The organism is Kordia antarctica (genome assembly GCF_009901525.1).
Classification (GTDB): Bacteria; Bacteroidota; Bacteroidia; order Flavobacteriales; family Flavobacteriaceae; genus Kordia; species Kordia antarctica.
In genome coordinates, this window is the sequence record NZ_CP019288.1 from 4,967,180 (window position 1) to 4,980,822 (window position 13,643).

Below are 13,643 nucleotides of genomic sequence, written 5' to 3' on the forward strand. Positions count from 1 at the left end.
TTTGATTGAATTGATTATTGTTTTCCTTTAGCTTCTACCCAAGTGTTGATAGTTCCTGAACCACCAATTAGTGATTTTGGCACTTGTACAACAATTGATAATACATTAGAACCTGCAAATGTATCAGCTCCTGGATTGTTAAAAGCCGTTGCGTTACCTGCGATAATTTGTCCGTACTGTGCGAAATCCATAAAGAAAGGATCATCTCTTGGTCCTGCGAAAAACGTCATTCCACTATTAGTTGCTGTAATTGCAGTACTTCCGTATGCTGTAATATCTACAGATGAAGCTGTTCCAGAAGTTTCAACAACACTGTTCAATCCTGCTGCACTTGGCGCGATTGGTCCAAAAAAGTACATTTTTCCGTCTCTTGGAATTGCTTGAATCACTAAATCTTCTACATTGTCTCCGGTAGTGTCAATATTAATTTCAATTAATGTGTTTTCGTTAAACGAAGCACTAGAAGTTGCTGTCGGACTTAACAATCCTTGTGTATTTACTACAAAAGCAATCGTGTTCGTATCTGCTCCTTGAAAGGCGTAGAAATCGGTAATATCAGAAGTTGTTCCTTGTACAGCTGGCGCGTCAATGTGATCTGCTGCTATCAAAAAGAAACTTCCCACCAATACAATGCTGATTCCTAAAATGGTTGTTACTCGTTTCATAATTTAAAAGTTTTTATTAGATTTTTATTGTTTCCATTATATACGAGAACAAAGGCAACATGGTTTTATGAAAGTGAGAAAAAGTTTAAGAAAAGTTTAATAGTTTATGAGTTTATATGTTTAATTAGTTGATAATCAGTTTTTTATTTATTTTTAAAAATTTGTGTAAAAAGATATTTCTTTCTTGATTTAATTTAATGAAATACTAATTTTGGAAGAAATCGAGTTAGAAATTTCAATTTTTAAATTTTTAATCATTGAATCTTTCAATCAACAATTATGTATATTTGCTACATAGCAATTAAATTAAAGAATCAAATATGTCAGACGATAAGAAAGTTATCTTTTCCATGAATAAGGTTTCCAAAACCTATCAAAGTACTAACAAGCAAGTTTTAAAAGATATATACCTAAGTTTTTTCTACGGAGCCAAAATCGGAATTCTCGGTTTAAACGGTTCTGGTAAATCTACTTTGCTTAAAATTATTGCAGGTGTAGAGAAAAACTATCAAGGTGACGTTACGTTTTTGCCAGGTTACAAAGTTGGATATTTAGAACAAGAACCTTTATTAGACGAAACAAAAACGGTAATAGAAGTTGTAAAAGAAGGTGTTGCCGAAACAGTGGCAATTCTTGATGAATACAACAAAATCAATGACATGTTCGGATTGGAAGAAGTTTATTCTGATGCAGACAAAATGGACAAGTTAATGGCGCAACAAGCCGATTTGCAAGATAAAATTGATGCTTCAAACGCTTGGGAATTAGATACCAAACTTGAAATTGCAATGGACGCATTACGTACGCCAGAACCAGACAAACTAATTGGTGTACTTTCTGGTGGAGAACGTCGCCGTGTTGCATTATGTCGTTTATTATTACAAGAACCAGAAATATTATTACTAGATGAGCCAACAAACCACTTGGATGCAGAATCTGTACATTGGTTAGAGCATCATTTAGCACAATATAAAGGAACCGTAATCGCGGTAACGCACGATAGATATTTCTTAGATAATGTTGCGGGTTGGATTTTAGAATTGGATAGAGGAGAAGGAATTCCTTGGAAAGGAAACTATTCTTCTTGGTTAGATCAAAAATCTACGCGTATGGCGCAAGAAAGCAAAACAGCTTCTAAACGTCAGAAAACATTAGAACGAGAATTAGAATGGGTTCGTCAAGGAGCAAAAGGTCGTCAAACCAAGCAAAAAGCACGTTTGAAGAACTATGACAAATTAATGAGTCAAGATCAAAAACAAATGGACGAGAAATTGGAAATCTACATTCCAAATGGTCCACGTTTAGGAACCAATGTGATTGAAGCAACAGGCGTTTCAAAAGCATTTGGCGATAAATTATTATATGAAGACTTAGCATTCAACTTACCACAAGCAGGAATTGTTGGTGTAATTGGTCCGAATGGAGCTGGAAAAACAACCATTTTCAAAATGATTATGGGCGAAGAAAAACCAGATAAAGGAAGTTTCACTGTTGGTGACACGGCAAAAATTGCCTATGTAGATCAAGCGCATTCAAATATTGACCAAGAAAAATCAATTTGGGCAAACTTCTCTGGCGAGCAAGAATTGGTGATGATGGGCGGAAAGCAAGTAAACTCTAGAGCGTATTTAAGCCGATTCAACTTTGCAGGAAGCGAGCAGAATAAAAAGGTAAGCGCACTTTCTGGTGGAGAACGCAACCGATTACATTTAGCCATGACGCTAAAAGAAGAAGGAAACGTTTTATTACTGGATGAGCCAACAAACGATTTGGATGTTAACACATTACGAGCATTGGAAGAAGGTTTGGAAAACTTTGCAGGTTGCGCCGTAGTAATTTCACACGATAGATGGTTTTTAGATCGTGTTTGTACACATATCCTAGCATTTGAAGGTAATTCGGAAGTATATTTCTTTGAAGGAAGCTTCTCAGAATATGAAGAAAATAAAAAGAAACGTTTAGGTGGCGACTTGATGCCGAAACGTATAAAATATAAGAAGTTGATTCGTTAGGCTTCGAAAGGTTTATGTTGAGCTAAGTCGAAATACTCAGCCTACTAATTTATATGAAAACAAAAAACCTCGCTAGTTGCGAGGTTTTTTGTTTAATTATCAGCAACTTAAATTTTTTAAAGATACATTTTATGTACAATTGTATTCTGTGTCTCTATTTGACCGTAAATTAAAGCAAATAAAAAGAAGGAATAATTTATGAGAAGGCAAATAATAACTTTTGGTGTGTTTATATTAATAATATCATTCCTTTTAGTTGGATGTACAAAGTATAAATTGTCTATTACTGATTTAGAATGGCAGCCATATTTAAAAGGAGACATTTTAGTATTTCAATCTAATATGAGTGAAATAGATACAGTTTATATAACAGAGATAAACACGTACTCTAACGCAGAGGATCATTTAGCAATTTCCTCTGATCATCATGAAACATTATTTGTGTCGGGATTAGTAACATTAGCTAGACCTAAAAAGGATCATTTAGGAAATTATTATTATAAAGGCGGAATTAAGTTATTGTCAATGTATGCAGATGATGATAGTCATATTGAATTTGAACTAAATAAGATAGGAGATTCCTTAAGATATGCCAGCGCTAAGTATACAATAAATGAAATAACTAAATATTATGAAGAATCATCGAAAATAGATTTTAATAATATTGAAGATGTAGTTTCTATGGAGACTAGTATTACATATAAAATTGATTACGATTTGAAAAATATTTGGTGGAGTAAAGAATATGGTTATGTTCGTTATGAGTACAAGAATAATTATTATTGGGAATTGAAAAAGTTTATACGTAATGGAGAAGATATTTTAAAATAAACCAAGTACAATATCAACACTTTCCTAATAATAGTATTAGTTTATCTCAACGCAAGTGCGAGTTTTCAACTCGTACCGATTGCGAGTAAGAACTACTAATATTGAAAATCTCTTTGAGTAATTCTCGTAGGTTTCTAAAAAATTAATTCAGGAATATTGAGTTTATTTTTCATCTCTGTGTTTTTGAATTTTTGCGCCAGCATCTAACGTATTACTTTAGCCCCAAATAATTTCGGAGTGTTCTTTTAAATTTCAAATAATACCTTTGAGAGATGAAATACAAGAAATGGAGTTTACAAGAAAAGTTAGAAATACTATCCTGTTCTGAGGAACTTGGTATTGTTGAGACTTGTCGTAAATATAGTGTTAGTACTGGCACTTTTTATAGTTGGAAGAAGAAACATGATACCCAAGGAGAAGCTGGCTTAAAAGTTACTTATGATACTCGTAGTAAGGAATTAAAGCATGCAGAAGAAGAAAATAGAATACTCCGTAAGCTATTGAGTAATAAAGAAATTGAATTAGAAATTCAACGAGAACTCTTAAAAAAAAAGTTTGGGACATCCGATCCAAGAAAGATTTAGTTGATGCTATTTTGAGTAAGCACAAGATTAGCAAAACTAAGGTAATTAATATGGTTGGTATTGTTCATAGCAGTTACTATCGTAAACCAAGTTTTGGAAAAAAAGGTAATAAACCAAGTAAATTTACCTATCATAATAACAATGGATTTGTCACTCAAGATATTGTGGTTGAATCTGTAAAGAAAATACTAAGTCATCCATTTATAGATTGTGGTTACAGGTTAATGACTTGCTATTTGAATCGGGATGGCTATACAATAAACCATAAAAAACTATATAGAATACTAAAACAAGCAAATCTATTGAAATTAAAAAATCGTATTAATAGGAGTGGTTCTGGACGTAAGTTTGTTAAATTCAGGAAAGTAAAAACCGTAAAACCCTTTGACTGCCTAGAGATGGACATAAAGATAGTTTGGATACCAAGTGCTGGTAAAAACGCTTATTTACTTTCTATAATAGATGTTCATACGCGAAGAATATTAATAGATCTATTTGCTTTTTCAATTAAACAAGCGCAAGTGATAGCGTTATTGTCTGAATTGTTTTTAAATTATCAATATCCAAATAATGTTGTTATTAGAAGTGATAACGGGAGTCAGTTTATTGCAAAAAATGTAAGAGAGTATTTAGAACTTATAGGTGTAAGTCAAGAATTTACGCATATAGCAACACCAGAAGAGAACGCTCATATAGAAGCTTATCATGGCATTTTGAAAAAAGAAGTTTTTCAGAGATTTGAATATAGAACCTTTGGAGAGATAGAAAAAATCCTTAAACAATATGTGCTGTTTTATAATAATGAAAGGCTACATGGATTACTAGGAAAAATAACCCCAATTGAAAAATGGAATCAAGATAAACACCTAATTTTAATGAAAAAATTAACCGCATAATTTAACTAACGAAATTTAAAAGAATACTCTTGTTTTACAGGGGTCAAAACACGTATGAATCCGAAATGTTTCTACGCGACACTTAAACGTTTTGAATATAGAAAGCAGATATGGACATTTTTTAGTTTAAATTTAATTTGAGTTTTTAGAATTTAATTTCGAGCATTATTGAAATCAAAATATATTTTGATTGAAAATACCTAGCGGAGCTATTGAGAAACTTTAATTTTCAAATCATCAAATCATCAAATTGACACATTTTCAAATCAAATTCACTCAAGTTTCAACGTCTTAATATCTGCAATTAATTGCTGAACTGCTGTTTTATTCAATCCATTATAAATTCCTCTAATTTGTCTGTTTTTATCAATCAAAACAAAATTTTCTGTATGTAAAAAATCATCATCAGTTTTGGGTTTACCCAGATTTTCTTCTACAAAATAGTGGTTTCGACCTAAGTCGTAAATTTCAGAACGTTCGCCTGTAACCAAATGCCACTTTTTACTCTCAATTCCTTTATTTTTAGCATATGCTTTTAACACAGGAACCGAATCCATTTCTGGAGTTACCGAATGTGACAACAATAAAATTTCAGCATCATCTTTAAATTCTTGTTGTAAAATGTCCATATTTGCGGTCATTTTTGGGCAGATTCCGGGACAGGTAGTAAAGAAGAAGTCTGTAACGTAAATCTTGTTTGCAAAAGTTGCTTCCGTAATTGTTTCGCCTTCCTGATTTGTTAAACTAAACGCAGGAATTTGATGAAACGATTTTTGTGCTTCACTTCCACTTTCAAACCAATATGGCGTAAACGAAGCTTCTTTGTAAAAAGGCAAGGTTGCAACTCGACTATCCAAAGGTTTTCGTGTATCATTTTTACAATTAAACAGTAAAAAAGAAACTACTACTAACAAACAAAAACTATTTCGTTTGTACAATTTCGCTTTGTAATTCATAACACAATCCTGATCGTTTTAAGCCAAAATAACGTCCATTTTTAGCTTCGTAATTATTAAATAGTTTCCCGTTTTTTCGCCACGCTTTCTGCAAACCTTCTTCTTTTCCGTTCACAATAGTTAATTCCTTGAATTTTTCACCAGATATATACCATTGTTCTTGAAGTCCATTGACAACGCCATCAATATGATTTGAAATAGAACGCAAATTTCCATTATTCCACCACGTTTTTGAAATTCCGTGTTGTTTTCCTTCTACATAATTTGATTCATAACTTAGCAAACCAGCTGGAAACCACTTTTTACGTACTCCGTTTCTCTTTCCTTTTATATACTGAATCGTTTCTGCAACAATTCCGTTGGCATATTTGAGTTCAGAAATTCCTGTAAATGGTTCATTTTTATAAAAAACCAATCCTTGAGTTGGTTTCAGTGCAAGCGAATCTTTAGAAACAACTACCGAAGATTTTTGAGAAATATCTTCGGTAATCGTACCTACTTTTTGCGACTTATTTTGGCATGAAACTAATAAGAGTATTATCCCAAAAAAACTTATAAAATTACTGTATGTTATTCGCTGTTCCTTGATAATTTCCTGGAAATAAAATATAATATTCATTCAAGTAAAGTTCGTTTTGTATGTGGTAATGATATTCCGCAGTTGTTGTATGTTGCGTTGTACTTGTATGTCCGCCAGAAGCATCTAAATCTGTTGGATATGTTGCTGTAGAGTTACATTTACGTCCATATAAAAAGAATCCATCTGCAATAATTCCGATTAATTCTTCATCATCTTCAGACCAAGCTTTTGTTTCTAAATGGTAGTGATAACTTTGCGGTCCTGTATGCGCCGCTGTATAATCTAATGAGCCAACTGCATTATCCAAAGGTACATTTGGTCCTTCTTCATCATTGTAAATCATAGCACCTGAAATTGCAATTCCTATGGCACCTAAACCTGTTGCACTAGAACTTGAAGCTAACGTTGGAATTGCAGGAATTGTTAGTGAATATGAACCGTTAAAATCGTCAATATTTCCTGGCGCCATCATTGCATATGAAGTTGCTGTTGGCTCTACAAATAATGGATGATTTTGAGCAGAAGCCGGAGTTGTTAAGGTATTTCCCATTGGATCAGTTGCACTTCGTGCAGTTGTGTTTGACCAATATGGCGAGGTATGATTTGGCATTCCGTTTGTTTCAATTTCTACGTTAGATCCGTTGAGCATAATGGTAACATTTGCAGCATCAAACTCTGAAAAAGCATTATGTAAACTTGCTACAATTGCAGTGGTTGTAAAACCAAATGATGTAGAAGTTGTTCCGCCATTTCCATCAGAAGCCACAATAGTTCCTGAATAATTAGTTCCAGAAGTTAAACCAACTAATGCATATGTTACTTGTGATACAGCACTTGCAATTTCAGATCCTGCAAGGTTTACAGTATATGTAACTGCGTCGCCATCTGCATCTGTTGAAGCTGACCAATTTACGTTTGCAGATGTTTCTGTAACATTAGTGATTGTTGCAGTAAAACTTCCTGGCGCATTGTTTGTTGCTGAATCTGGAGACGCTACATCGTCACTTCCGCAAGCGACCAATAAACTTGCAAATACAAGTATTGCTAATGTAATTTTAAATAAGTTTTTCATTTTATAATTTAATTGTTAATTTTAATAGTTAGATGTTATTTAATAAAAAAGCTTGCGCTTGATTTAAGATTTATTCATTTTCTAGTATCCTGAGCGGAGTCGAAGTATAGATTTTTAGACTTGTTAGATCGTTAGATTAATAGATTAAGTTTATCATTTTCATACTAAAAGCTGAGTAATAACTAACTGCCAGAAAACTCAATACTCATAACTAATTTACTGTCTTCCACGCTGTCCACGACCTCTTTGTCCGCCTTGTCTTCCTTGCGGTTTTGGCGCATTTTGTAATTCTTTCTTTGTGATAAATCCATCATCATTTGTGTCAACTTTAGAAAATTCGCGTTGTAATGGCCCTTTTACTTCTTTTTTGCTCAACTTTCCGTCATTATTTGTGTCCATTTGCTCAAAAAGCTGATCTACATTTGGACGTTCATTCGTATTTCCTCGACTGTTTCTACCTGGAAAACCATCACGATTTCCGCCGCGCATTCCGCCACCAACTTTGAAACTTTTATTTGGTGTTCCCACAAAAAATCGTGGCAATGATGGAAAACTATCAGTAATTACATAATAATACGTTCCGTTTGGAAATTCAGGTGTTTTGCCAAAACGTCCATTTGCTTCGTCCAAATTTCCATGTCCTTTTATATATTCAAAATCGCGTGCGTACGTTCCGTCGTAGTTTCCATTTGGAGCAGAAATTCCGTCTCCAGGACGATTTCCTTCTTTTAGTTTATAACTTGAAGTTAATTCAATCAACTCAGAATTTGTATCAGAAACATATCCATTTTTATAATAAATTGGAAAACCATCGGCTGCCCAACCAAGTAGAAACATCTTGTTTTTAGCTGCATTATTTACAATTCCCCAAGGTGTTCCGTGATAATGATATTCGCCCGTTGGTTGCACGTGCGCATTATTGCAATCGTCACCTAAATCCACATTTGTACTCAACGCTTCTTTTGCCCAAGCCGTATTCATTTCTCGCGTAGTTGGATTCACGAAAAATTCCATCGCAGTTGGTTCCATCTTTACACCATTAATAGCAACACCAAAAACATAATTTGGTCTTCCTTGTCCTAACATTCCTTCACTATAAACAGAAGTTAATTTTTTATTCTTTTTAGGTCGTAAAGCGACTTTATATGTTTTTTCTTGTGGAGAAATTGTATTTGGGTTTCCTGCATTTGGAAAAGCACCTGTTGCGTGTTTTGGAATTGCGTTGGATTTGATGACGCGATATTTTCCCTGTTTGGAAATGGTAACTTCACTTTTGTATTTTACCATTTCTGTACATTCATAACCGTCTGTTACAGAAAATGTGTTTTTAGAAGTTTCTTGCGCGAATGTTATCATCGCAAATAATAAAAAAGTAGTAAAAAGTATCTGTTTCATTTTAAAAGAATTTCATCGTGTTTTGTAGTTAGATGAATTCTTTCAGAAAAACTTGTGCGGAGTTTGAATTATTTTCCTTTTTTCTTTCCACCTCGATGTAAAGCGTCTTGTATAATGGAATTAAATTTGGAGCGTTGTTCGTCGGTACAAATTTTTTGAACCTCCTTAAAATGATAGAATGTTTTCAAATCTTTTTGACGTTCTTTTTCGCCAATTCGTTTTGTAATATCATTAATTTCAGTTTCGTTTACTGTTGTTTCAGACAATTTATCAAACAATTGATCTTTCAATTCTTTTACCTCACGAGAAATTTCACGCATGGTTTCATGATGTGTTTTATTCATCTTGGTAAAATCGTTCATTTGCGCTTCATCAAACTGTAATTCTTTTGCGATAAACATACCTGGATTGTGATTTGGCGGATGCGAATCTCCAAAGATTTTCACCATAAAAAAGCCATTCATTAAAACAAGAAAAGCCAATAATATATATATAAGCGTATTTTTTTTCATGTGATTTCTATTTAATTAAATACTGATGATTGCGTGTCTTGCGACAATTCATAAACATTTGCAAATTCCGAAACGCCTTCATTATAGGTTGTTTTTGTCAATTGCATGATTCCGAAAACATTTATAATTAGAATACAAATCAAGGTTGCGAATTGTATTTTCGGTGTAAACCAACCAAAACCTGCTGAAACCGTTTCTTCCTTTTCAGAAAACAAACGTTGCAAAGTTTTATCTTTAAAAAAAGGAGAAACATTCACTTTATGGATATCTTCTAAAACGTCAAATGTAGCTTCAATCGTATTTTCTATGTCTTTTGGTGTTTTCATAACTTTATATTAGATGCACTATTTTAAAAAAACTTGCGCTAATTTTCATTTTTATAAAAATTAGCTAGAATTTGTTGTAAATTTTTCTTGGCGCGAAACATCAATGATTCTACAGATGAGATACTTTTCTCAGTAATTTCTGCGACTTCTTTATAAGGTAAACCATCAACCTTGTGCAACGTGAATACAATTCTTTGTGCTTCTGGCAATTGATGAATGGCTTTAAATATAGTTTCACTTTTTTCTTTATTCTCCAAAATAATTCCAGGATGATTCACCTCGGTGAAATACGAAGTCTTATCAACAGGAATATCGTTTCCGAAAATAGATTGCATAAACGCAAAACGCTTTTTAGTATTTTTCTTTCGGATAAACTCTAACGATTTATTCACAGAAATACGATATATCCAAGTAGACAATTTAGAGTTTCCTTTAAATGTATGAATCGATTTAAAAACTTCTACAAAAACTTCCTGTGCAATATCTTCTGCATCTTCTTTATTTGGTACAAAAGATAAGCATGCATGAAAAACCTGTTGCTGATATTTATCTAACAAACGACTATACGCTTCCCGTTTTCCTGCTTGTAAATCTGATATAAAAGAAGTTTCTTTCAATGAATTTATTTGATTCTTCAAATTAACTTAAAATTCTAAACATAAAACGATACCTTTGCGCTTTAATTTTTGGAACACATGCGATTACACAGAAATTTAGTCTTTTCAGTCATTGACGGGCTAAACTTAATATTTAATGAAGGCGAATATGCAGATAAAGTAGTTCAAAAACTACTGAAACGAGACGCTCGTTGGGGAAGTCGCGATCGCAAGTTTGTTGCGGAAACCACCTACGACATTGTAAGATGGAAGCGTTTATATGCTGAAATAGCTGATATAAATGAGAATTACTCTCGAGAGAACTTATGGCGTATATTTGCCGTTTGGGCAACACTAAGAGGTATTGAATTACCCGATTGGAGTCAGCTTGAAGGAACGCCAACACGGAGAATTAAAGGGCGTTTTGATGAGTTTTCTAAAATTAGAAAGATCAAAGAATCTATTCCAGATTGGTTGGATGAGCTTTGTGTTGCAGAATTAGGCGAGAAAGTTTGGTCAAAAGAAATCAATGCATTGAACAAACAAGCGGAAGTAATCCTTAGAACAAATACGCTTCGAACTACGAAAGAAAAATTACAAGCATTATTGGCAACTTTTGATAATGAAACAGAATTCGTGAAAGGACATCCTGTTGCATTGCGTTTAAAAGAAAGAGCTAATATTTTCAGAAATGATGCTTTCAAAAATGGTCTCTTTGAAGTTCAAGATGCAAATTCTCAATTAGTATCTGAATTTTTAGATGTAAAACCAGGAATGAAAGTGGTTGATGCTTGCGCTGGCGCTGGCGGAAAATCGCTACACTTAGCTGCGTTAATGGAAAATAAAGGAAACTTAATTTCTTTAGATATTTACGAAGCAAAACTGCGCGAACTAAAGCGTAGAGCAAGACGTAATGGTGCACATAATATTGAAACTCGCGTTATTGATTCCACGAAAGTGATCAAAAAGTTATATGATATGGCTGATCGCGTATTAATTGATGCTCCATGTTCTGGATTGGGTGTTTTACGTAGAAATCCAGATGCAAAGTGGAAAATTCAACCTGGATTTTTAGATAAAGTAAGAAAGACACAACAGGATATTTTACAAAGATATTCAAAAATGGTAAAACCAGGCGGAAAATTGGTCTATGCAACATGCTCCATTTTACCTTCTGAAAATCAAGAACAAGTGAAGAAATTTTTGGAAACCAACGAAGATTTCACATTTGTAGAAGATAAAAAATTATTAGCCTCAACGTCAGGTTTTGACGGTTTCTATATGGCTTTGTTAGAACGAAAATAATCCTTAACCTACTCCCTAAATAATTTATTACTATGAAAAAAACATTACTTTTATTAATTGGTTTAATATCATTAACAGCTTTTGCGCAGCAAACGTATTATGATGATGTAAATCTTACATTAACAGGAACTCAATTGCGTGATGCACTTGGAGTAAAAGTAGCCAATACACATTCCAACTCATTATCATATTCTGAGATTTGGACTGCGACAATGGTTACAGATTTAGATCCAAATAATTCAAACAATGTATTACTTATTTACGGATGGGAAAACGGAAGTGACGGAGATGTTACCAACGATTTATCAAGAAGTAAGAATAGTAATGGTGGAAGTGTTGGCGACTGGAACAGAGAGCATACGTTTGCAAATTCATTAGCAAATCCTAGTTTAGATCAGTTTGGAACAAATGGACCTCCATATAGTGATGCGCATAACTTGCGTTCATCAGATGTACAACGAAATGGACAACGCGGAAATCGTAAGTTTGCAGCAGGTTCTGGGAATTCTGGAACAGTTGGAGCTTTTTGGTATCCTGGTGATGCTTCTGTTGGCGGAACTGACTGGCGTGGAGATGTTGCTCGTATTGTGATGTACATGTACATTCGTTACGGAATGCAATGTTACCCAACATTAGTTGCTGACGGAACTGTAAATAGCGTAGATTCAAACATGATTGATTTATTGTTAGAATGGAATGCCGCAGATCCTGTTTCTACCTATGAAGATGCACGTAACACATTTCATGAAAATGTTTCAAATGCAACAGCACAAGGAAATCGAAATCCATTTATTGATAATCCACGTTTAGCTTCTCGAATTTGGGGTGGAACTCAAGCAGAAGATCGTTGGGGAATTTATGGTACGGATACACAAGATCCAACAGTGCCAATGAGTGTGGTGGTTAGTAATGAAACTGGGAGCAGCATTGATGTTTCTTGGGCAGCTTCTACAGATGATATTGGAGTTACAGGATATGATGTATATGTAGATGGAGTATTTGACCAAACAGTTTCTACAACTACGGCAACTGTAACTGGTTTATCACCATTAACAATGTACACATTTACTGTATTAGCAAAAGATGCTGCCGGAAATACTTCAGCTCAATCAACAGGAGTAGATGGTACAACTACCGCTGCTGCTCCAGTTGGAACAGAATGTGAGAATGAAACTTTTGAAAATATTGGTGCAAATTCAGGACAATACTTAACGAGAAGTTGGACAGGTGATAACACGTTAACGTGGGAAGCTACAGATGCAAGAACAGATCAGGTAATTACCAACGGAAAAGCAATTACTGTCCGTAACGGAGCAATTACTGCACCAACAGTTCCGAATGGAATTGGCGAATTAACCGTGACAACACAATTAGTTTTTTCTGGTTCAGCAGGAACATTTGATTTACGCGTAAATAATGTTTATGTCGCAACAATTCCTTATAGCAGTACCGTAACGACAACTACAATTCCTGATATTAATGTTGATGGAAATATTTCAGTAGTCATTAACAACAATAGTACTGGTTCTAACAGAGTTCGTTTTGACGATTTGAGCTGGACATGTTACTCACCACCTTTAAATATTGAAGATGAAGAAGTAGCAGTATTTAGCATCTATCCAAATCCAACAAATGGAGGTATTGTTTATATCAAATCAAATAATGCTACGGAAATTTCAGAAGCACGTATCTACGATATTACCGGAAAGCAAGTCTTACAACAAGCAAATCCAACCAACGAAATAAACGTTCAAGGATTGCAACGCGGATTGTATATTTTACAATTACAAATTGGTAATCAAATCATTAACAAGAAGTTGATCAAGCAATAAAAGTATTGACAGTTCATAAAAAGCGACAGTATTCATTGGAATACTGTCGCTTTTTTTATACTTTTATGTAAAATAAATCTT

The 13,643-nt window shown here is 33.9% G+C and carries 14 protein-coding genes; 6 read left to right on the forward strand and 8 right to left on the reverse strand.

The features are described 5' to 3' along the window. Positions 1-14: 14 nt before the first annotated feature. Positions 15-665: a DUF4331 family protein gene (locus IMCC3317_RS23825; RefSeq protein ID WP_160131388.1), complete on the reverse strand. Its 651-nt coding sequence runs from the start codon at positions 663-665 to the stop codon at positions 15-17. A 320-nt stretch (positions 666-985) separates the two neighbouring features. Here IMCC3317_RS23825 and ettA point away from each other — a divergent pair, with 320 nt between their 5' ends. From ettA to IMCC3317_RS20760, 4 genes are all read left to right on the forward strand, one after another. Next, the gene (ettA, locus tag IMCC3317_RS20745) at positions 986-2,677 is read left to right on the forward strand and encodes an energy-dependent translational throttle protein EttA (RefSeq protein ID WP_160131389.1); all 1,692 of its coding nucleotides are present in this window, start codon (positions 986-988) and stop codon (positions 2,675-2,677) included. A 198-nt stretch (positions 2,678-2,875) separates the two neighbouring features. Next, on the forward strand, positions 2,876-3,508 hold the full coding sequence (locus tag IMCC3317_RS20750) for a hypothetical protein (protein WP_160131390.1): 633 nt from the start codon (positions 2,876-2,878) through the stop codon (positions 3,506-3,508). Between the two features lie 272 nt (positions 3,509-3,780). Next, the gene (locus tag IMCC3317_RS20755; RefSeq protein WP_160127525.1) at positions 3,781-4,092 is read left to right on the forward strand and encodes a transposase; all 312 of its coding nucleotides are present in this window, start codon (positions 3,781-3,783) and stop codon (positions 4,090-4,092) included. Positions 4,093-4,103: 11 nt separating this feature from the next. After that, the gene (locus tag IMCC3317_RS20760; protein ID WP_262887060.1) at positions 4,104-4,988 is read left to right on the forward strand and encodes an IS3 family transposase; all 885 of its coding nucleotides are present in this window, start codon (positions 4,104-4,106) and stop codon (positions 4,986-4,988) included. Positions 4,989-5,260: 272 nt separating this feature from the next. On the opposite strand, the gene IMCC3317_RS20765 is transcribed toward IMCC3317_RS20760, so the two are convergent. The 7 genes from IMCC3317_RS20765 to IMCC3317_RS20795 form a co-directional block, all read right to left on the reverse strand. Next, positions 5,261-5,944, reverse strand: a complete 684-nt coding sequence (locus IMCC3317_RS20765) for an SCO family protein (protein ID WP_160131391.1) — start codon at positions 5,942-5,944, stop codon at positions 5,261-5,263. Further along, complete coding sequence (locus IMCC3317_RS20770; protein WP_228054861.1) at positions 5,910-6,563, reverse strand: toxin-antitoxin system YwqK family antitoxin; 654 nt, start codon at positions 6,561-6,563, stop codon at positions 5,910-5,912. Before IMCC3317_RS20770 ends, IMCC3317_RS20765 begins: the two co-directional genes overlap by 35 nt. After that, positions 6,505-7,596 carry a YHYH protein gene (locus IMCC3317_RS20775; RefSeq protein WP_228054867.1) on the reverse strand — a complete coding sequence of 364 codons (1,092 nt, stop codon included), beginning with the start codon at positions 7,594-7,596 and terminating at the stop codon, positions 6,505-6,507. Before IMCC3317_RS20775 ends, IMCC3317_RS20770 begins: the two co-directional genes overlap by 59 nt. 216 nt (positions 7,597-7,812) lie before the next feature. Continuing rightward, entirely contained in the window at positions 7,813-8,991 is a 1,179-nt protein-coding gene (locus tag IMCC3317_RS20780; RefSeq protein ID WP_160131392.1) for a YHYH protein, read from the reverse strand. Positions 8,992-9,059: 68 nt separating this feature from the next. Next, complete coding sequence (locus tag IMCC3317_RS20785) at positions 9,060-9,503, reverse strand: Spy/CpxP family protein refolding chaperone (protein WP_160131393.1); 444 nt, start codon at positions 9,501-9,503, stop codon at positions 9,060-9,062. Between the two features lie 11 nt (positions 9,504-9,514). Further along, a complete protein-coding gene (locus tag IMCC3317_RS20790; protein WP_160131394.1) occupies positions 9,515-9,829 on the reverse strand; it encodes a hypothetical protein in 315 nt (104 codons plus the stop codon). A 38-nt stretch (positions 9,830-9,867) separates the two neighbouring features. Then, a complete protein-coding gene (locus IMCC3317_RS20795) occupies positions 9,868-10,446 on the reverse strand; it encodes an RNA polymerase sigma factor (protein WP_160131395.1) in 579 nt (192 codons plus the stop codon). 78 nt (positions 10,447-10,524) lie between these two features. Between IMCC3317_RS20795 and IMCC3317_RS20800 the strand changes: the two genes are divergently transcribed. After that, positions 10,525-11,730: an RsmB/NOP family class I SAM-dependent RNA methyltransferase gene (locus IMCC3317_RS20800; protein WP_160131396.1), complete on the forward strand. Its 1,206-nt coding sequence runs from the start codon at positions 10,525-10,527 to the stop codon at positions 11,728-11,730. Between the two features lie 32 nt (positions 11,731-11,762). After that, positions 11,763-13,562, forward strand: a complete 1,800-nt coding sequence (locus tag IMCC3317_RS20805) for an endonuclease (protein WP_160131397.1) — start codon at positions 11,763-11,765, stop codon at positions 13,560-13,562. Positions 13,563-13,643: the final 81 nt, after the last annotated feature.

Bases quoted from the DNA above. Each gene is read 5' to 3' on its own strand.
- IMCC3317_RS23825 (WP_160131388.1), bottom strand. From the start codon at position 665: ATGAAACGAGTAACAACCATTTTAGGAATCAGCATTGTATTGGTGGGA.
- ettA (WP_160131389.1), top strand. From the start codon at position 986: ATGTCAGACGATAAGAAAGTTATCTTTTCCATGAATAAGGTTTCCAAA.
- IMCC3317_RS20750 (WP_160131390.1), top strand. From the start codon at position 2,876: ATGAGAAGGCAAATAATAACTTTTGGTGTGTTTATATTAATAATATCA.
- IMCC3317_RS20755 (WP_160127525.1), top strand. From the start codon at position 3,781: ATGAAATACAAGAAATGGAGTTTACAAGAAAAGTTAGAAATACTATCC.
- IMCC3317_RS20765 (WP_160131391.1), bottom strand. From the start codon at position 5,944: ATGAATTACAAAGCGAAATTGTACAAACGAAATAGTTTTTGTTTGTTA.
- IMCC3317_RS20770 (WP_228054861.1), bottom strand. From the start codon at position 6,563: ATGAATATTATATTTTATTTCCAGGAAATTATCAAGGAACAGCGAATA.
- IMCC3317_RS20775 (WP_228054867.1), bottom strand. From the start codon at position 7,596: ATGAAAAACTTATTTAAAATTACATTAGCAATACTTGTATTTGCAAGT.
- IMCC3317_RS20780 (WP_160131392.1), bottom strand. From the start codon at position 8,991: ATGAAACAGATACTTTTTACTACTTTTTTATTATTTGCGATGATAACA.
- IMCC3317_RS20785 (WP_160131393.1), bottom strand. From the start codon at position 9,503: ATGAAAAAAAATACGCTTATATATATATTATTGGCTTTTCTTGTTTTA.
- IMCC3317_RS20790 (WP_160131394.1), bottom strand. From the start codon at position 9,829: ATGAAAACACCAAAAGACATAGAAAATACGATTGAAGCTACATTTGAC.
- IMCC3317_RS20800 (WP_160131396.1), top strand. From the start codon at position 10,525: ATGCGATTACACAGAAATTTAGTCTTTTCAGTCATTGACGGGCTAAAC.
- IMCC3317_RS20805 (WP_160131397.1), top strand. From the start codon at position 11,763: ATGAAAAAAACATTACTTTTATTAATTGGTTTAATATCATTAACAGCT.